Origin of the sequence: Nocardia sp. MH4, from assembly GCF_019266065.1 — a bacterium.
Lineage (GTDB): Bacteria > Actinomycetota > Actinomycetes > Mycobacteriales > Mycobacteriaceae > Nocardia > Nocardia canadensis.
On record NZ_LPNR01000088.1, the window covers coordinates 24,525 to 43,542 of the forward strand.

Below are 19,018 nucleotides of genomic sequence, written 5' to 3' on the forward strand. Positions count from 1 at the left end.
ACGGAAGTCGAGAGTATGCGTATCGCCTTGCTGACAGCGGGAACCCGGGGCGATCATCAGCCCTATCTCGCCCTGGCCGACGAATTCGCCGCACGCGGCCACGCGGTGACGATCACCGCCACCGAGAACTACGCCGACGTGGTGCGGCGGTCGGGCTTCACCCCGCATGTCATCCCGTTCAACTCCGCCGAACTGCTGGAATCGCCCGCAGCCAAACGGGCCTTGTCCTCGGGCAAGACACTGCCGTTCGTGCGCATCATGCTCGACACGGTCGAGATCATGGCGGGCGAGCGCGGTGAGCGGATGCACCAGGTGCTCACCGAGGCGTGCGAGGGCGCCGAGGTGATCGTGTCGTGCGCCTCCACGCTGCCGTGGGCGATGGAGCGCGGCGAGAAGACCGGCCAGCGGGTGGTCGGCTGTCTGCCGTACCCGCTCGAGCGGACGCGCGAATTCCCGTCGTCGTTCATGGTCAAGAAGATGTTCGCGTCGCGGTGGTTACGGCTGGCCAGCTACGCGGGGTTCGAGTTCGCCTACGGGGTGGCCTATCGGCGGGTGGACCGGCGGGTCAGGGAACTGATGGAACTGCCGGGCGCGCCGCGCAATCCGTTCCGCCGCATGCGCGAGGACCGGATTCCCCTGGTGCACATGGTCAGTCCCGTGCTGCTGCCCAAGCCCGCCGACTGGCCCGAGCGTTCGACCGTCGTCGGCGCGCCGATCCTGCCGCCCCGGCTGCGCGGCGCCTGGGGGGAAGCCGACCTCGACCCGGTCCTGACCGCGTGGCTCGACGAGGGTGAGCCCCCGGTCTACTTCTGCCTGACCGGCATGCCGATCCTGGACCCCGTCGGCAGCTGTGATCTGATCGCCGAGGTGTGCCGTCGTCTCGGCGTCCGCGCCCTGGTGACGGTCAAGGGCGAGGGATACCCACGCGGAATCGGCTATGACCGGAACCTGTTCGTACTGGACTCCTTCGACTACGACCGGGTGCTACCGCGCTGCCGAGCGGTCGTCCACCACGGCGGCAGCGGCAACACCCATGACGTGCTGCGCGCCGGTCTACCCGCGGTGGTCATCGGGGTGCACAGCGACCAGTTCTTCTACGGTTGGCGGATCGCCGAGCTCGGCATCGGCGCGGACTTCCCGTATCCCGCGCTCACCGCGGACCGGCTCCACGACGCCCTGGTGCGCACGCTGACACCCGAAGCCCGCGACCGGGCGGCCGAACTCGGGCGCCTGGTCGCCGCCGAGAACGGTGTCGGGGCGGCCGCGGACGCGGTGGAACGGCTCGCCGTCGCGGCGACGGCCTGAGCCGGGCGAGCGCGTGCACGTCGCGATCTTCACCGACTTCCACCCGGACACCCTCGGCGGTGTGCAGACCGCCCAGCGCGCACTGTGCGACGGGCTGCGCGGTCTCGGTCACCGGGTGACCGTCTTCACCGCGCCCGCACCGGGTTCCGGGCACCCCGACGACGACACGGTGCTGCTGCGCACGGTGCCGCTGTCGATGAACAACGGTCTGCCCGTGGTCCTGCCGACCCGGGCCAACCGGCGTCTGCTCGACGCGGCGTTCGCCGCGCGCGGGCCGATCGACGTCGTCCACGCGCTGACCACCTACGGTGTCGGCATCGCCGGCGTGCGCGCCGCCCGCAGGCACGGTCTCCCGGTCGTGCAGAGCATGCAGAGCCGCGACGACGCGATGATCGAGAAGTACTCGCCGTCACCGTATCTCGCCGCACTGAGCATGCGACTGGTGCACGGCTGGTTCGTGCCTCTGCGCGGCACACCGCGCCACGACGGCGACAGCCGGACCACGCGCCTGGCCTGGCGTCCTCTGCTCGCCCAGGCGCAGGCGGCCGATCGGGTGGTGGTGCCGACCGACCACTTCGCCCGCAGGCTGGCCGCCCGTGGCGTCGACCGCCCGATTCAGGTGGTGTCCAACGGCATCGACGACGCGATGCTCGACCGCCTCCGCCGTGCCGATTCGCCGGCGGCCGACCCCGCGGCGCCGCTGCGGGCCCTGTGGTGTGGACGGCTGTCGGCCGAGAAGCGCCCCCTCGCGGCGATCGCGGCGGTCGGTCTGGCCGAACACTGCACGCTCGATGTCTACGGTAGCGGCCCCCTCGCCGACCGGGTCGGTGCGGCGAGGGGGGCGGTGGGGGAGCGGGTGCGTCTGCACGGTGAGGTGGACCAGGCCGCCTGCCTGGCCGCCATGCGCACGCACGACGTCCTGCTGCTCACCTCCGATTGCGACACCCAGGGCATGGTGCTGCTGGAAGCCGTCGCGATGGGACTGCCGATCGTGTACTGCGATCCCGAACTGTCCGAGACCGTGCCCGCGGGCGGCGGCGTGCGCGCAGCCGATCCGACCGCGGCCGCGTTCGCCGAGGTGCTGACCGCCCTCGCCGGGGACCGCACGCGCCTGGAGGCGATGCGGCGGGTAGTGGCCGCGCACGGGGACGAGCCACGCCAATCCCGTCATCTGGACCGCCTCCTGTCGGTCTACCGTGCGGTGGCGCCGCGCTGATCGCCGTCAGCCGCCGAACCGGAGGGTGACCGCGTCGTCTTCGGCGTGGGCCCGGCAGGCCAGCACCTTGCCCGCGGCGAGGTCGGCGGCGCTGATCGCCAGCAGGGGATCGTGATCCATCACGACCCTGCCCGAGCGCACCGAGGCCAGGCAGGTGCCGCAGGAGCCGCCGAGACAGGAATAGGGAAGGTCGTCGCGACACCGGACGGCGTCGCCGAGAATCGGGCGGCCCTGCGGCATGGTGAACACCAGATCGTCCCCGTGGCCGGTGAGCGTCACCTCGCAGGGCGGTGTAGGCGCCTGGGCCGCAGCGGGTTCCGGTGAGGATGTCGCGAACATCTCCACGTGCACCCGGTCGGCGGCGATCCCACGCTCGGACAGCGCCGACACGGTCGAGCGGGTGAGTTCGGCGGGCCCGCAGACGAACCAGTGATCGGCGTCGACGGCAGCGAGCGCCGCCGCGTCGATGCGACCGTGCCGATAGCGGACGTTCCCGGCACCGGTCGGCGGGTGTTGGCGGGACAGGTGGTGGACGATGCGCAACCGCTCCGGGAAACGGGTGCTCAACGCGGTCAACGCGTCGGCCAGCATGGTGCTGGTTCGGTCGCGGCTGCCGTAGTGCAGCGTGACCCGGCTCCCGGGCTCGTGGGCGAGCACCGACGCGATGATCGAGACGACGGGGGTGATGCCGCTGCCCGCCGCGACCGCCGCGTAGTGGTCGGCCCGATCGGGACACGGTGTGGCGGTGAATGTTCCGGTCGGCTCCGAGACGTGTAGCGGGGTGCCCACGGTGAGATGTTCGCGGGCGAAGTCCGAAAAGGCCCCGCCGTCCTGGTGTTTGACCGCGATACGTAACCGCCCGTCGCCGGGCGCATCGCACAGGGAATAGCTGCGGCGTACCGGTCGGCCGTGCTGGAGGCCGCGGATCACGACGTGCTGCCCGGCGAGGTAGGAGTACCGGTTCGCCAGGTGATCGGGGACCGAGAATTCGATGAGGGTGCTGTCCGGCGTGTCCCGGCGCACCGAGGCGACCGGGAGCAGATGGAAGCCCCGCGCGGGCCCGGTCGGCAGCGGATCGAAGGCACTCGGCCGAGGCCGCGGTTCGGCGGTGGCTCGGGCGGATCGCAGCCAGTCGATCCCCAGTCCGACGGTGGCCCCGGCCGCGCCGAGCAGGACGCTCGGCGCGAACACGGCCGACGGGCGGTCCAGCAGACCCGCGATGCGTGAGATACGTTGTCCCACTGTCGCATCGCGGGCTCCGATGGCGACGGCGACCTGCGCCAGCGAACCGATGGCGCGCAGTCGAGGCTCGCCCTGTGCGTCCACGTGCGGCATGGCCAGGTCGAACAGGCGGGTGATCATCCAGGCGTCGTCGACGGCGGCGGCCGCGGCGCGGAAGAAACGGGCGGCCAGCGCGTGGTCGCCCGCGGCGAGCACTCGGCGCAGTTCCAGCGCCTGCAGCGAGGACACCGTCATGCCCTGACCGAACGCGGGGCTGAAGCTGCACACCGCGTCGCCCAGCACGAGCAGGCCGTCCGGGAACCGGCGCAGACGCTCATAGCGGCGACGCAGATTGGCCAGGTAACGGTAGGTGCTGACCTCGCCGAGGGGTTGCGCGTCCACCAGCGCGCGACGCACGTCCGGCGGCGCGACCGAGGCGGCGAAACGCCAGAACCCGTCGGCGTCGGTCGGCGGATGGTCCCCGCCGTAGCCGATCAGCGTGAGGAGGTGCAGACCGTCCTCGATCGCGAACAAGGCGAGTCCGCGGGCGGGATCCCGGCCCGCGATCACGATTTCCTTGTCGCCGCCGATCGCCCCCGCGGGCAGCCGCAGATACCGGCTGGCATACATCATGTCGATCCGCAGGCCCTCCTCGGCGGGCCGCTGATAGCCCAGCTCGGCGAGCCAGTCGTCGATCGGGCCGTGGCGGCCGAGGCAGCTCACCACCAGGTCGGCGCCGAGCGCGCGGCGACCGCCGCCGTCCTCGGCGTCGACTCCGGTGACACGCGCGTTCGCCGCGTCGGCGATCAGCCCGTGAACGGTCGTGCGGTCCCGGATCTCGACGTTCGGCAGCGCGCGCACGCGGCGGCGCACCCGCCGTTCCAGGAACGGCCGACTGGCCTGGAGCAGCGAGTATCCGCTGTCGGACCGACGCAGGGTGTGCCCGGAGATGGTCATCCGCATCTCGCTCAGCGACCGGCACTCGACCGCGCCGTCGGCGAGCAGTTCCGCGGTGATGCCGGGAAACAGGCTTTCGATGTTCTGCTTGCCCCGGGCGAGCAGTGCGTGCACATGCCTGCCCTGCGGGACGCCCCGCCGATCGCCGGGTGCCGACAGATCGTCGCGTTCGAGCACGGTGACGCTGTCGAAGGCCTCGCTCAGGATCCGGGCGGTCAACAGCCCGGCCATGCTCGCTCCCAACACCACGGCATGGCCGCGTCGGCCCCGCCCGATGTCTGTCCTGGGGTTCATCTGTCCTCCGACTCCGTTGTCAGATCTCAGCGAACACCGGCGTCGTCGCCGTCACGAACTGAGACTCAAATGAAGATTAGTCTCAGTCGATGAGGCGTGGCAACCGTCGGTGTAGAAAGAGGCATGGCTTCCACGACCAGATCATCGGACGCGCTGCGCGTGGCGGCGCTCGAGCTGATCGCCGAGAGCGGACTCGATTCGCTGACCCTGCTCGCGGTCGCCGAACGGGCCGGGGTCTCGCGTGCGACCGCCTATCGGGAGTTCGGTGACAAGGACGGGCTCGTGGCGGCGGTCGGGCGCAGCGAGGTCGCGGCGATGGTCGCGGCCGCCTACGGCGCGATCGATCTGTTCGCGCCGCTACCCGAGGTCGTGCGCTCGGCCACCCTGTTCGCACTGGCCTACCTGCGACAGCATCCGGCATTCCGCTACCTCCGGACCCACGAGCCCGCCTGGCTGCTCGACGTCGCCATCCAGCACGGCGACGCCGAACTGAATCTGGTCGAGACGGTCGCCGCGCTCGCCGCGCCGATCGTCGCCGCGCGGTCGGGCGAGGGCCTGGCCCTGCCGCCGGCGGCGGCGGCCGAGGTCGTGGTGCGCATCGTGCTCTCCCACGCGCTGATCCAGCACAGCGGGCTGACCGACGAGCAGATCGCCGACACGGCGACCCGGGCCGTCACCGTGGGTGGCCGATAGCCGCGAACTCGCTGATACCAGTACAGGAATATGTCGCAGGGGGTCAGCGCCGCCAGAAGAAGTGGTGCACCACTCCGCTCGGACTCGGCACCCGCTCGAGGTGGAAGCGGCCGGTGTACTCCTCGGGGCCGGTCCAGAATCGTTCTCCACGACCGAGTTCGACCGGGGCGACGACCACGTGCATGGTGTCGATCAGATCGGCCTCGAGGAACGCCCGGATGGTCGCGACTCCGCCCCCGATCCGGACGTCCTTGCCGTCGGCGGCCGCCATGGCCTGTGCGAGGGCGTCCTTCGGCGACGCGTCGACGAAGTGGAACGTGGTGTCGGACAGGGTGAACGACGGTCGAGGATGGTGGGTCAGCACGAAGACCGGGGTGTGGAACGGCGGTTCGTCGCCCCACCAGCCCTGCCAGTCCTGGTTCTCCCACGGGCCGCGCTGCGGACCGAACTTGTTGCGCCCCATGATCTCGGCGCCGATATTGATCGCGTAATCGCGGATGATGTAGTCGTCGAGGCCATAGGTGCCGCCGGGGGCGGTCCGATTGACCCAGTGCGCGGTGGCACCCGCCCAGGACATGAAGTCGGCGGGGTCGGCGTGGCCGAACGGGTGCTCGAGGCTCTGCCCCGCACCCGCGCCGTAGCCGTCGCGGGAGATCGAGAAGTTCTGAACGCGGACCAGTGGTGTCATCGAAACCCTCTCCAGTGGCGATGGGTGTGCGGTGTCGAACCTAGCGCGCCCCGGTGACACTCGGCCGCGACCGCGGAGCCGTCAGAGCGTCGCGCTGGGCGGCGGCAGGACCAGCGTCGCGAGGGTTCCGCCACCCGCCACCGGTTCGATGGTGGCGGTGCCGCCGTGCAATGCGGCGATCCAGGCCACCAACGCCAGGCCGATGCCGCTGCCCCGGCCCGCGGTGACGCCGCGATCGAACGGGTTCGACGACAGTCGCGGCCCCAGACCGGTGCCGTGGTCGCGGACGCAGACCCGGCCCTCGCCGACGTAGATCTCCACCGGCGCCCGCGGATCGACCGCACCGTGGGTGAGCGCGTTCTCGATCAGATTCCGGATCGCGAGCCCGAGCAGGTGCGGATCACCCACTACCACGGTCGGATTCGAGTGCAGGACCAGGCGTGGATTGTCGAATTCGTCGACGACCGACTCGGTGAGCTGGTCGAGCAGCAGTTGCGCCCGCTCCATCGTGGTGACCCCGGACCGCATGCGGGCCCGGGCGAGCAGGCCGGTCACCACCCGCTCCATCTTGGCGCCGAGCGCGTGCACATCGGCGAGCACCTGCTCGGCCTCGGCCGGGGTGTGCCGCCCCGGCGCGGTCACCAGCCGGTGGGTGGCCAGCGGGGTGCGCAGTTCGTGCGCGGCGTCGGACAGGAAGCGTTCCTGATCGTCGAGCAGCACCAGCGCCTGGCGCATGCTCCGACCCGAGAGCAGATGCCCGCCGACCGCCGAGGCCGCCACCATCACCGCGCCGCCGACGGTCAGCGCCCACAGCAGCAGTGCCCGCCCCCGATCCCAGCCGTCGGGGTCGGCACCGGTGATCAGCACGGCTTCGCGGTCGGAGTCCGCCCAGCCGAACACGGCCGCCGCCAGGCGAACCCGACGCCCGGCGCTGTCGATCGAATCCCGGTAGACCGTGTCGCCGGGCGCGCGCGTCGCGGCATCGGCGGTGGCCGCGATTCCGGACTCGGCGGGCATGTGGGAACGCAGATGGCCGTAGTGCACGGTCCAGCCGCCGGTGCCGTCCGGCGTCAGCACCAGAATGGCGATCTCACCGCCGACGAGCTGATCGCTCGGTAGCTCGGAGGTGTCGACCGCATCGTCGTCGTCGAGGTAGATCCGCGGCCCCAGCCCGGTCAGGACCCGGTCGAGGGCGCTGTCGAGGGCTTGGTCACGGGACCTCGCATCGATCACCGCGGCCACCAGCCCGAGCACGATCAGGCACAGCGTGGTGATCGCGGTGATGAGCACGGTGAGCTGCACACGGGTACGGCGCAGCCGGGCCACCGCGGGACGGGCGTCGGAGGTGGGGATCAGGACACGCACGCGGCGCCACCGAGGACGAAGCCCGCGCCGCGCACGGTGTCGATCACCGGGGGCGGTCCGAGTTTGCGGCGCAAACCGGCCATCACCGCGTCGACCACGTTCGAATTCGGTTCGGCCATCTCGTCCCAGCACGCCTCGATCAGGTCCGAGCGCGACACCACCGAGCCCGCCCGCGTCGCCAGCAGTTCCAGCACCGCGAACTCCTTGGGCGTCAGCGAGCGCAGGATGCCGGCCCGCTGGACCCGGCGCCGCGGCAGATCGATCTCGATATCGCCCAGCCGGAGCAGGGCGGGCAGCGGCTGGTCGCGGCGGCGGCACAGCGCCCGCACCCGCGCGGCCAGTTCGGCGAGCGCGAAGGGCTTGCTCAGATAGTCGTCGGCACCGTGCTCGAAGCCGGCGATGCGGTCGGACAGGCCGTCGCGCGCGGTCAGAACCAGCGCGGGTATCCGGCACCCGCGCGAGCGCAGGGCCGCCAGCAACAGCAGGCCGTCACCGTCGGGCATGCCGCGGTCGAGCACGAGCACGTCGTAGCTGTTCACCGAGATGTCGACATCGGCGTCGACGAGCAGCAGCGCCAGGTCGACCGCGAAACCGGCGGCCCGCAGCCCCGTCGCGATCTCCCGGCCCAGACCCTCGTCATCCTCCACCACCAGCACACGCACGAGAAGCGAGCGTAAGGCAAGCCCCGAGGGGCGCCGCGTCATCGCGGCATCACGAAAAGCTCATCGTCGCTGCTCATGAAATCCTCACGCGCGCTTTGGTTCTCTGGTCCCGGCCCGGAGACGACCGGGTCGGGACGAAAGGAACACCATGACCATCAAGTCCGTGATCGCCGCCACCGTGATCGCCGCCGCCTCCGTGGCCGGCGCGGGCCTGGCCTCGGCCGCGCCCGCGCCGATGCTGAGTGGCTTCGTCGGCAACTACGCCACCTACGAAGCTTGCGCCGCCGACGGCGCCTCGCCGAGCACCGGTGGCGCGCAGTGGGAGTGCGTCGAGGTCATCGGCGGCTGGGATCTGTACACCTACTGACCCGGGTAGACCCGCTCGCGGCGGCCCTCGATGTCGACTCCCCGAGACATCGAGGGCCGATCTGTCTCGCCCGGCTTCACGTCAGGGCGGTGGCGAGCTGATCGGTTGCGAAGACCAGCCACTCGGGATCGCCGTGGACGCGGCCCCACAGCGCCTCCCGCACCGCGCCGGCCTGTGTCCAGCGACGTGCGCGGGCCGGGTCGATCTCGGCTGCGTCGCAGTAGATGTCGAGCAGGCGCAGGATTCTCGCCTTCGGGTGCGCCGCGCGGAGGTCGCGATCGAACCGGGGGCTGCGGATCACGTTGAGGGCATCGCAGGCGGGATCGCCGACCATGCACTTGGGGTCGATCGCCAGCCAGGGTTCCCGCTCGGACGCCAGCACATTGGCATCGTGCAGGTCGCCGTGGACGAGCAGGTTCGGCTGGTCGGGGCCGAGTTCGCGGAGCGTGGCGAGGGCCGCTTCGATCACCCGGCGGGGCAGTGGTTCGCCGAGCGCCGGTGCGGTGGCGCGGATATCGCGTTCCCAGTCCACCGCCTGATCGGCGAGCCGGGGGAGGCCGGCGGGCGCTTCGACGGCCAGCCTGCGGGTGAGCGTGCCCTGGATCGTGACGGCCCGCTCCGGATCGGTGACGGTCGCCAGGGTGGCGCCCGCGCGCTCGAGCAGCATCGCGTACCGGCCGTCGTCGCGTTCGTGGAGCCGGACGGCCCCGCGACCCTGCCACGCGGTGAAGGCGTCGGGTTCGTGGCGGATACCGGGGTGCGGGTACGAGACCTTGATGACCGCGGGGATCAGCTCCCGATGCCGGACCGGCACCACGATGCCCACTTCGCCGTGCATCGTCGGCCCGTCGGGGGTGCACGACCATCGGCCGAGAAGCTCGGCGACCGTGCCCGGCAGTTCCGCGAGCCAGACCCGCCCCGGGCCGTCGAGGTAGTTGCGGGCGAACGCCGCAGGCACGGCGATCACCCGGCGGCGCCGATCGCCACTGCGACCTGTTGCACGGTCCTCCGATAATCGCCCGGATTCGAATCTCCGCAATCTATCGGACGGAGGCGCGAAACATGTTTCGCGGCAGCTGAATATGCGTACCTGCCCAGTTGTCCGACGTATCGAGACCGGAATTGCTGACCGAATGCCGAAGGGCTTCCATGGGAGGGTACTCCGGCGAATCGGTGGTGAAATCTCGACGGTAGTTATTGGGGGTAACGATGCAATCCGTCACATACGCACTGAGAGAAGTCTTCTGTGATCAAAACTACCATCTGAACTAGTGTCCAAATGCTGGAAATTTGCCGGTAGTTCAGTATTCTCGCCGCAGGTCGGATTTCGTTGTGCCACAGCAGGGCTGTGGCACCGATGCGAGGGTTGCACGGCGTGCTCGACATCTATCACTTCTCCTACGGCTGGATCACCCCCGTTCTCGCCTACTTCATGTCCTTCCTCGGTTGCCTGCTCGGGTTGCAGTGCGCGGCGCGCGGACGCAATGCCGGTAAGGGGCGCGCGGGCTGGTTGATCAGCGCCGCGGTCGCCATCGGCGGGACCGGCATCTGGGTCATGCATTTCATCGCGATGCTCGGTTTCTCCATCGCTGGCTCGGAGATCCGCTACGACGTTCCGCGCACGCTGTTCAGCGCGGCGACGGCGATGATCGTCGTCGGGATCGGCCTGTTCATGGTGAACAAGCCGCAACCCACGCTCGTGTCGCTGATCGGCGGCGGCACCATCACCGGCCTCGGTGTCGGTGCCATGCACTACACCGGCATGTCCGCGATGAAGTCCCATGCCGCCCTGTCCTATGACCCTCGGCTCGTCGCGGCATCGATGGTGATCGCGGTGGTCGCCTCGATCGTGGCGCTGTGGTTCACGCTGCGCGTCAAGGGGTTCCTGGCGACGGTCGGCGCCGCGATGATCATGGGTGTCGCGGTATGCGGGATGCACTACACCGGGATGGCCGCGATGCGTGCGCACGAAGGGCATCACAGCTCGGCGCCGCCGCCGGGTGTGGAGGCGATGCAGCTGCTGGGGCCCCTGATCGGGATCATCGGCATGGTGACCATGCTCGTGCTGATCAGCGTGAGTCTGTCGGAGATCGAGAACGAGGACGCGCTGCCCAGGATGCGGTGGAGCGCGACATCGCGCACCCGCCGCTGAGGTATCCGCAAACGTTCAGCTATGTTAGTTTTCCTTCGAACTCGACCGTCGGGGCAGCGGGCGGTCGCGTGAGGTTCGCTGCAGTGTCCAGGGAGTGCGGATGTCGTCGAGTGTTCCGGTCGGTGCTCGGGTCGTCGTCGGTCGGCGCAGGCCGTTCTCCGATCCCGGTTTCGAGCGCTTCATCGCGCTGGCCGATGGTCTGTCGGTCGAGTCGCACGAGATTCTGATCGGCTTCGCCGAGCGCTTGCGCGCCGTCGAAGGCATCCCCGTCGATCCGCTGGTCGACTAGCTCGTCTCACCCTCGCTCTCGGGGGCTTGTCGCACTGTGTCCAAGTATTCGGGACATATGACTCACTAAATCTGTGCAGGTCAGCGTTGTTCGCGCGTGATCTGGGGCTGTGTGCTGTCCAGATGCTGGTGTCACCCAGGTATTGACCTGGACGTCGTGTCCAACCTAAATTACAGGGACATCGTGTCCCACATACCGGGGGCGCGCGGCACACAGGAGTGCGTACATGACACAGAAGGTGTTCGTCGTCGGCGTCGGCATGACGAAGTTCGAGAAGCCCGGCGAACTGGAGTGGGACTATCCCGACATGGCCAGGGAGGCGGGCACGAAGGCGCTCGCCGACGCCGGGATCGACTACCGCCAGGTCGAGCAGGCCTATGTCGGCTATGTGTACGGCGAGTCCACCTCGGGTCAGCGCGCGGTCTACGAGCTCGGTCTCACCGGCATCCCGGTGGTGAACGTCAACAACAACTGTTCGACCGGATCGACCGCGCTGTACCTCGCGGCGCAGGCGATCCGCGGCGGGCTGGCCGAATGCACCCTCGCGCTGGGTTTCGAGAAGATGCAAAAGGGCTCGCTGGGTTCGACTTTCGACGACCGTGAGCAGCCGATGATGCGGCACCTGCTGGCGCTGGCCGAACTACAGGAGTTCGCGATGCCGCCCGCGCCGTACATGTTCGGCGCCGCGGGCAAGGAGCACATGCAGCGCTACGGCACCACCGCCGAGCAGTTCGCGAAAATCGGGGTGAAGAACCACAAGCACTCGGTGAACAACCCGTACGCGCAGTTCCAGAAGGAATACAGTCTCGAGGAAGTCCTCGCGGCCAAGCCGATCTACGGCCCGCTCACCAAACTGCAGTGCTCGCCCACCTCCGACGGCTCCGGCGCGGTGATCCTGGCGAATGAGGACTTCGTCGACCGGCACGGGCTGGCCGATCGCGCGGTGGAGATGGTCGGGCAGGCCATGGTCACCGACCTGCAGTCCACCTTCACCGATCCGACCGCGATCAATCTGGTCGGGGCCGACATGTCGCGCACCGCGGCGCTGAAGGTCTACGAGCAGGCCGGTATCGGCCCCGCGGACATCGACGTCATCGAACTGCACGACTGCTTCTCCACCAACGAACTGCTGACCTATGAGGCGCTGGGCCTGTGCGCGCCGGGCGAGGGCGGCCGTCTCGTCGACGACGACGCCACCACCTACGGCGGCACCTGGGTCGTCAACCCGTCCGGTGGCCTGATCTCGAAGGGCCACCCGCTCGGCGCGACCGGCCTGGCCCAGTGCAGCGAGCTCACCTGGCAGCTGCGCGGCACCGCCGACGCCCGCCAGGTCGACGGCGCGCGCATCGCCTTGCAGCACAACATCGGTCTCGGCGGCGCGGTCGTGGTGACCGCCTACCGCCCGGCCGTCCGCTGATCCCCCCCACGAAATCATCGAGGAGTAACCCCATGGCATCTGTGACTGTTTCCACCGATCTCCCTGTCACCCCCGAGCAGGCGTGGGCACGCCTGAGCGATCTGGCCAATTGGGAGGACTGGCTGACCATCCACCAGGGCTGGCGCAGCGAGCTCCCCGCCGAGCTGACCGCGGGCGCGCGGTTCATCGAGGTCGTGTCGGTGATGAACATGGCCAACAAGATCGAATGGACCGTGGCCGAGGTCGACCCGAACACCTACCTCAAGATCACCGGCACCGGCATGGCCGGTGTCACTGTCGAATTCGCGTTGAAGGTGGAACCGACCGCCACCGGCTCGAGCGCCGCGTTCGACGCGAGCTTCAAGGGCACGATGATCGTCGGCCCGATCGGCAAGGCCGTCGCCAAGCACGCCGAGGCCGACTTGAAGGAGTCGATGGCGAAGTTCACCGAGCTCGTCGGCTCGGCCGCGTGACCACCGCGGAATCGGCCGGAGTCGTCTTCGACGGCTCCGGCCTGGGGGAGTGGACCGACGAGGAGCGGTTCACGGTCACCGCCGAGCGGATCGCGGAATACGCCGCGGCGACCAACGACCCGATCGCGGCGCACCTGGCCGGCGAGATCGCCCCACCGGTGTTCGCGGTGGTCCCGGTGTTCACCTCGATGGCGCCCGCCGCCCTGTCGGTGGCGCCGGTGGAACTGCTGATGAAGCTGGTCCACGGCGAACAGGACTTCCGGTTCCATCGCCCCATCCGGGCCGGTGACGACCTGGTGGTGCGGGCCAAGCCGATCGGCTACGCGGGCAAGCCCAACGGGTCGACCGTGGTCGTCTACGCCGAAACCCGGGACGCGGCAGGAGAACTCGTCAACGAGCAGTGGATGACCGCGTTCTTCCGCAAGGTCGACGCCGGCGCCGGTGCCGGGGAGCTCGCTCCCGATCACCGGATCACCGAGGCCGACCGGGCCGGGGAGCCGGTCGCGCGGGTCACCGCGCACATCGATCAGGACCAGACCTTCCGCTACTCGCCCGCCTCCGGTGATCCCATGCCGATCCACCTCGACGACGAGATCGCCCGCATGGCAGGACTTCCCGGCATCATCAACCACGGTCTGTGCACCATGGCGTTCACCTCCTGGGCGGCGCTGACCGAGCTCGCCGAGGGTGACACCGCGCGGTTGCGCCGTCTCGCCGTGCGTTTCGCCAAACCGGTGCTGCCGGGCCAGGACATCACCACGACCCTGTGGCGCGCCGACTCCGCGCCGGGGGTCACCGCCTACGCCTTCGAGACCGAAGCCGCCGGGCAGATCGCCATCACCGACGGCCGCGTCGAACTCAACGAGGAGACACAGACTCATGGGAAAGCTTGACGGTCGCGTCGCCGTCGTCACCGGCGCCGGACGCGGAATCGGCCGCGAACACGCACTGCTGTTCGCCCGCGAGGGTGCGCAGGTCGTGGTCAACGACCTCGGCGGCGCCAACGACGGCTCGGGCAGCGACGCCGGGCCCGCCCAGCAGGTGGTCGACGAGATCGTCGCCGCCGGTGGCCGGGCGGTCGCCAACACCGACGACATCGCCACCTGGGCGGGCGCGAAAGCCCTCGTCGACCAGGCGGTCGGCGAGTACGGCTCGCTCGACGTGCTGGTCAACAACGCGGGCATCCTGCGTGACGCGTTCATCGCGGGGATGGCGGAATCCCAGTGGGACGCGGTCATCGCCGTGCACCTCAAGGGTCACGCCGCCACCCTGCACCATGCCGCGGCGTACTGGAAGGCGCAGTCCAAGGCCGGTACCGCGGTCGCGGCGTCGGTGATCAACACCGCCTCGGCCTCGGGCACCTTCATGCCCAACGCGGGGCAGGCCAACTACGGCGCGGCCAAGGCAGGCATCGCCGCGCTGACGCTGGTGGCCGCCGACGAGCTCGAACGCTACGGCGTGCGGGTCAACGCGATCGCCCCGATCGCGCGCACCCGGCTGACCCTGGCGACCCCGGGCATGGGCGCGCTGTTCGCCGCCGAGGTGCCCGAGGGCGAGTTCGACGCGTTCGCCCCCGCCAACATCTCGCCGCTGGTCGCGCACCTGGCCGAGGCAGACTGCCCGCTCACCGGCAAGGTGTTCGCAGTGCAGGGCGGCGCGATCGTCGAACTGGCCGGCTGGCACGACGTGCGCACGGTCGAGACCGATGGTCCGTGGACCATCGACGAGGTCGCCGCTCGGCTGAAGGAGACGAACTAGCCATGGCACGCACCAGCTATGAGCTCGGCGTCGGCGTCAGCGCGGACCATCTGGCGCTGGCCGACGCGGTCCGCGGCTTCGTCGAGCGCACCGTCACCACCGAGATCGTCCGCGCGGCAGTCGAATCCACCGAGGCGGGCAAGCAGCTGCCGTATTGGGACGCGCTCGTCGCCCAGGATCTGCTGAGCCTGCACTTCTCGGAGGAACTGGGTGGACAGGGCGCGGGTCTGCTGACCCTGGCCGTCGCACTCGAGCCGCTCGGGCGCGGGCTGCACACCGGTCCGTTCGTGCCGACCGTGCTGACCAGCGCGGTGCTCGCCCAGGACGGCGGGACATGGGCGCGGGCGCAGCTGCCCGGACTGGCCGACGGTTCGCGCACCGGCGCGGTCGCCCTGTCCCCGGGGCTGACCGGTGTCCTGCGGGACGACGGTGCGCTGGTCGTGGACGGGACCGCCGACGGCGTGACCGCAGCGGTGTCGGCGGATGTGGTCCTCGCGCCGGTCGCCGTCGACGGCGCGCAGCGGTGGGTGGCGTTCGAGAACGTCGACCTGACGGTGAGTGCGCAGGACTCCGTCGACGTGCTGCGCGGAGCGGCTCGGCTGCAGGCGGATTCGGTCGAGGTGCCCGCCGAGCGCGTGCTCACGGTGTCCTCGGCGCGGGTGCGGTCGGTGGCGGCGGTGGTGCTCGGCGCCGAGGCGGTCGGGGTGATGTCGTGGTGTGTCTCGACCGCGGCGGAGTACGCCAAGACCCGCGTGCAGTTCGGCAGGCCGATCGGGCAGTTCCAAGGTGTCAAGCACAAGTGCGCCCACATGGGCATCGCGCTGGAGAAGGCGCGGGCGGTGCTGTGGGACGCCGCGTTCGCTCTCGACCGGGACGACGCGAACGCCGACTACGCGGCCGCGGTCGCCGCGCTGATCGTGCCCGACGCCGCGGTCCAGGTCGCCCAGGACTGCATCCAGGTCCACGGCGGCATCGGGTTCACCTGGGAGCACGACGCGCACCTGTACTACCGGCGCGCGCTCGCACTGCGGGGACAGCTCGGCGCGCGCGACGTCCGGGCGGAGACCGTCGCCGGGTACGCGCTGGCGGGTGCGACGTTGTCCAGCGATCTGGAACTGCCCGCCGAGGCCGAACAGATCCGGTCCGCGATCCGCGCGGAACTGGCGGTGATCGCCGCGATCGACGACGAGGACGAGCAACTGGTCGCCCTCGGTGACGGCGGCTGGAACCTGCCGCATCTGCCGCGCCCCTACGGCCGGTCGGCCACCCCGCTCGAGCAGGTGGTGATCTCGCAGGAGATCAAGGCCTCGGGCATCCCGATGCCGCAGCTGCTGATGGGCACCTGGGCGGTCGGCGCGATCGTCCCGCACGGTGACGAACGGCAGAAGCGGGAACTCGTCGTGCCGACGCTGCGCGGCGAACTGGTGTGGTGCCAGCTGTTCAGCGAGCCCGGCGCGGGGTCGGACCTGGCGAGCCTGACCACCAAGGCGACCAAGGTCGACGGCGGCTGGCGCATCTGCGGTCAGAAGATCTGGACCACGGTCGCGCAGTTCGCGGACTGGGCGATGCTGATCGCCCGCACCAGCCCGGACAAGCCCAAGCACGAGGGCATCACCTATTTCGTGCTGGACATGTCGACACCGGGCATCACCGTCCGACCGCTGCGGGAGATGACCGGTTCGGCGCTGTTCAACGAGGTGTTCCTCGATGATGTGTTCATCCCCGACGAGAACGTGGTCGGCGCGGTCGACGACGGCTGGCACGTGGCCCGCACGACGCTGGCCGGCGAGCGGGTGGCGCTGAGTCAGAAGATGGAGGCCTACGCCACCGATACCGACCTGCTGCGGTTCGCGATCGGCCGGGAGCTCTCGCCGGTGGCGCGCTACCACGTCGGCGAGCTGATGGCCGAGAGCCGGGCGGTCGACGTGATCGGGTCGCGGGTGGTGCTCAAACAGCTCTCCGGCATCGACGTGTCCACCACGTCCAGCGTCGGCAAGCTGCTGGGAATGGGCCTGGGACAGGCGATCTCGGAGTTCGTCGTCGCCGAACTCGGGGTCGCGGGTGTCGTGTCGGTGCCGGGCGAGCGCAGCGACCACGCGATGGAACAGCTGATCGCCGGTCGCGCCACCACGATCTACGGCGGCACGACCGAGGTGCAGCTCAATGTCATCGGTGAGCGGATGCTCGGCCTGCCCCGGGACGCGTCGGTGACCGCCTGAGCGCGGTCACAGCCGTGGCCGCACCCACCCGCCGAAGGCGTCCTGGAGGGTGAGCGCCGCGGCGATCGACAGGTGGTCGCGGCCCGCACCCGCGACCACCTGTACACCCAGCGGCAGACCGTGGGCGCCCCGGCCCAGCGGCACCTGCGTCACCGGCAGCCCGGCGAGGCTGAAGGGCGCGACCGCGTCGGTGTGCCACGGCCGGCCGGTGGTGTGGCCGTGCCGCGGCGCGACGGAGGTGAGCGTGGGATGCAAGAGCAGACCGTCGCCGATGGTCTCGGCGATCTCGGCGGCGGCCTCGTGAGCGGCGCCGGTGATCCGGCGCGCGGGGCCGGCGGGCACGCGGGCGGCGAGGAGTTCGCCGAGCGCGAGCAGCCGGGTGGGCAGGGTGTGGTCGCCGCGTGGGTCGACGAGTTGTCGGGGAGCCAGGATGTCGGCACCCTCACCGCGCATGATCTCGGCGAAGCTGATGCCGGTCTCCTTCGCCAGCACCATCGCGGTGAACAGTCCGATCATGCGCAGCGATCGCATCCGGACCCGGACGATCTCAGCGCCGGCGTTGTCCAGCGCGGCGGCCGCGCGATCGCGGGCGGCGAGCACTTCGCGGCCGACGCCGGGCGCGAACGCCCCGTCGAGCAGCACGACCCGCACCCCGCGCAGCGAGGTGGTCGCGGGGTCGCCGAGTGCCATGTCTCGCGCCAGCGGGTCGATGCCGTCCGGTCCGGCCATGATGCGCAGCAGCGGCAGCAGATCGTCCGCGCGGCGGGTGATCAGGCCGTTCGCGCACAGCGCGGCGACGCCGTAGGGCGGGGGCCAGGCGCCGGTGGTCGGCAGCAGGCCGGTCGACGGACGATGCCCGAAGACGCCGTTGCAGAACGCCGGAATGCGGATGGACCCGAGCGTATCGGTGGCCAGGCCCAGCGGCGATCCACCGCTGCCGACCGCCGCGCCCTCGCCGCCGGAGGACCCGCCCGCCGTGCGGGTCCGGTCGTGGACATTGCTGGTGCGTCCGTACACGCGGTTGTCGGTCTCGATCCACATGCACCCCTCGGCGGTGTTGGTCAACCCGAGCACGATCGCACCGGCGTCCAGAACACGGTGCACCACAGTGGCATTCGCGGTCGGCCGGACGTGCCTGCGGGCCAGGACCCCCGCCGTATTGGGCAGCCCGGCCACGGCCAGCGACTCCTTGACGGTGATCGGCACACCGAACAGCGGCGGCAGCGTCGCGGGGCCGGTCGCGAGGTGCGCGTCGGCCGCGTCGGCCTGGGCGCGCGCGGCCGCGTAGCGCTCGACGACGACGGCGTTCGTCGCGGGAGCGAACCGTTCGAGCACGGCGATGTGGGCATCGACGACCGCGCGGGCGCGTACCGCACCCGTGCGGATCGCGGCAGCCAGGCCGAGGGCGGACTCGTCGGTGATCGTCGTCTCGACCGGACTGGAACTCATGCGTTACAGTATTACGCACGATGTCAACTCGACTGCCTGTTGTCGGGCGGCCGTTCAGGGCACGCTGTGGGCGAAGACCAGGATGCCGCCGATCAGCAGGGCGATGACCTTCGCGACCTCGAGCGCGATATAGGCGTGATGGCTGTGCGATCGCGGTGCGTCGAGGCCGGCGAGCACGGCGTCGCTGCGGCGGGTCAGGCGCGGGCGCACGATCGCGACTTGGACGGCGAACGCGACCATCGCCACCGTGAGCGTCCGGGTGGCCGCCGTGCCGGGGGAGTCGAGGAGGATCGCGACGAGAATCGTGATGGCGAGGACGAGTTCGGCGATATTGAGCGCGCGGAAGACCAGCCGGCCGATGCCGAGCCCGATCGGCACGGTCACCCCCGGCGCCCGGAATTTCAGTGGTGCCTCCAGGAACGAGATGGCCAGCACCATGCCCAGCCAGCAGAACGTCGCTGCGGCGATCACGGCCGACGCGGTCGTCATATCG

18 protein-coding genes are annotated in these 19,018 nt (G+C 70.2%); 11 read left to right on the forward strand and 7 right to left on the reverse strand.

The window, feature by feature from the left end; all coding sequences use genetic code 11:
• Positions 1-15 precede the first annotated feature (15 nt).
• Both ATM97_RS10685 and ATM97_RS34870 read left to right on the forward strand, forming a co-directional pair.
• Positions 16-1,305: a glycosyltransferase gene (locus tag ATM97_RS10685; RefSeq protein ID WP_218717814.1), complete on the forward strand. Its 1,290-nt coding sequence runs from the start codon at positions 16-18 to the stop codon at positions 1,303-1,305.
• A gap of 13 nt (positions 1,306-1,318) precedes the next feature.
• The gene (locus ATM97_RS34870; protein WP_218717815.1) at positions 1,319-2,521 is read left to right on the forward strand and encodes a glycosyltransferase; all 1,203 of its coding nucleotides are present in this window, start codon (positions 1,319-1,321) and stop codon (positions 2,519-2,521) included.
• 6 nt (positions 2,522-2,527) lie between these two features.
• On the opposite strand, the gene ATM97_RS10695 is transcribed toward ATM97_RS34870, so the two are convergent.
• Positions 2,528-4,993, reverse strand: a complete 2,466-nt coding sequence (locus ATM97_RS10695) for an FAD-dependent monooxygenase (RefSeq protein WP_255587532.1) — start codon at positions 4,991-4,993, stop codon at positions 2,528-2,530.
• A 123-nt stretch (positions 4,994-5,116) separates the two neighbouring features.
• Between ATM97_RS10695 and ATM97_RS10700 the strand changes: the two genes are divergently transcribed.
• Positions 5,117-5,686, forward strand: a complete 570-nt coding sequence (locus ATM97_RS10700) for a TetR/AcrR family transcriptional regulator (protein ID WP_218717817.1) — start codon at positions 5,117-5,119, stop codon at positions 5,684-5,686.
• A 43-nt stretch (positions 5,687-5,729) separates the two neighbouring features.
• Here ATM97_RS10700 and ATM97_RS10705 read toward each other — a convergent pair whose 3' ends face one another.
• The 3 genes from ATM97_RS10705 to ATM97_RS10715 all read right to left on the reverse strand — a co-directional run bounded on the left by ATM97_RS10705 (position 5,730) and on the right by ATM97_RS10715 (position 8,401).
• Positions 5,730-6,374, reverse strand: coding sequence for a dihydrofolate reductase family protein (locus tag ATM97_RS10705; protein ID WP_218717818.1), 645 nt, complete (start codon positions 6,372-6,374; stop codon positions 5,730-5,732).
• 81 nt (positions 6,375-6,455) lie between these two features.
• Positions 6,456-7,739, reverse strand: coding sequence for a sensor histidine kinase KdpD (locus ATM97_RS10710; RefSeq protein ID WP_218717819.1), 1,284 nt, complete (start codon positions 7,737-7,739; stop codon positions 6,456-6,458).
• Positions 7,727-8,401, reverse strand: coding sequence for a response regulator transcription factor (locus ATM97_RS10715; protein ID WP_218717820.1), 675 nt, complete (start codon positions 8,399-8,401; stop codon positions 7,727-7,729). Before ATM97_RS10715 ends, ATM97_RS10710 begins: the two co-directional genes overlap by 13 nt.
• A 148-nt stretch (positions 8,402-8,549) precedes the next feature.
• Between ATM97_RS10715 and ATM97_RS10720 the strand changes: the two genes are divergently transcribed.
• On the forward strand, positions 8,550-8,768 hold the full coding sequence (locus ATM97_RS10720; RefSeq protein WP_218717821.1) for a hypothetical protein: 219 nt from the start codon (positions 8,550-8,552) through the stop codon (positions 8,766-8,768).
• Positions 8,769-8,844: 76 nt separating this feature from the next.
• Here ATM97_RS10720 and ATM97_RS10725 read toward each other — a convergent pair whose 3' ends face one another.
• Positions 8,845-9,726: an aminoglycoside phosphotransferase family protein gene (locus ATM97_RS10725; protein ID WP_308248442.1), complete on the reverse strand. Its 882-nt coding sequence runs from the start codon at positions 9,724-9,726 to the stop codon at positions 8,845-8,847.
• 417 nt (positions 9,727-10,143) lie between these two features.
• Between ATM97_RS10725 and ATM97_RS10730 the strand changes: the two genes are divergently transcribed.
• The 7 genes from ATM97_RS10730 (at position 10,144) to ATM97_RS10760 (ending at position 17,076) form a co-directional block, all read left to right on the forward strand.
• On the forward strand, positions 10,144-10,920 hold the full coding sequence (locus ATM97_RS10730; protein ID WP_218717851.1) for an MHYT domain-containing protein: 777 nt from the start codon (positions 10,144-10,146) through the stop codon (positions 10,918-10,920).
• 100 nt (positions 10,921-11,020) lie between these two features.
• The gene (locus ATM97_RS10735; RefSeq protein ID WP_218717822.1) at positions 11,021-11,209 is read left to right on the forward strand and encodes a hypothetical protein; all 189 of its coding nucleotides are present in this window, start codon (positions 11,021-11,023) and stop codon (positions 11,207-11,209) included.
• 226 nt (positions 11,210-11,435) lie between these two features.
• Positions 11,436-12,626, forward strand: coding sequence for a lipid-transfer protein (locus ATM97_RS10740; RefSeq protein WP_218717823.1), 1,191 nt, complete (start codon positions 11,436-11,438; stop codon positions 12,624-12,626).
• A 32-nt stretch (positions 12,627-12,658) separates the two neighbouring features.
• On the forward strand, positions 12,659-13,099 hold the full coding sequence (locus ATM97_RS10745) for an SRPBCC family protein (RefSeq protein WP_218717824.1): 441 nt from the start codon (positions 12,659-12,661) through the stop codon (positions 13,097-13,099).
• Entirely contained in the window at positions 13,096-13,992 is an 897-nt protein-coding gene (locus tag ATM97_RS10750; RefSeq protein ID WP_218717825.1) for a MaoC/PaaZ C-terminal domain-containing protein, read from the forward strand. The genes ATM97_RS10745 and ATM97_RS10750 overlap by 4 nt, the downstream gene beginning before the upstream one ends.
• On the forward strand, positions 13,979-14,857 hold the full coding sequence (locus tag ATM97_RS10755; RefSeq protein ID WP_218717826.1) for an SDR family oxidoreductase: 879 nt from the start codon (positions 13,979-13,981) through the stop codon (positions 14,855-14,857). The genes ATM97_RS10750 and ATM97_RS10755 overlap by 14 nt, the downstream gene beginning before the upstream one ends.
• 2 nt (positions 14,858-14,859) lie before the next feature.
• Entirely contained in the window at positions 14,860-17,076 is a 2,217-nt protein-coding gene (locus tag ATM97_RS10760; RefSeq protein ID WP_218717827.1) for an acyl-CoA dehydrogenase, read from the forward strand.
• 6 nt (positions 17,077-17,082) lie between these two features.
• Here ATM97_RS10760 and ATM97_RS10765 read toward each other — a convergent pair whose 3' ends face one another.
• Together ATM97_RS10765 and ATM97_RS10770 are read right to left on the reverse strand one after the other, a co-directional pair.
• Positions 17,083-18,525: an amidase gene (locus ATM97_RS10765; protein ID WP_218717828.1), complete on the reverse strand. Its 1,443-nt coding sequence runs from the start codon at positions 18,523-18,525 to the stop codon at positions 17,083-17,085.
• 54 nt (positions 18,526-18,579) lie between these two features.
• The gene (locus ATM97_RS10770; protein ID WP_218717829.1) at positions 18,580-19,014 is read right to left on the reverse strand and encodes a hypothetical protein; all 435 of its coding nucleotides are present in this window, start codon (positions 19,012-19,014) and stop codon (positions 18,580-18,582) included.
• Positions 19,015-19,018: the final 4 nt, after the last annotated feature.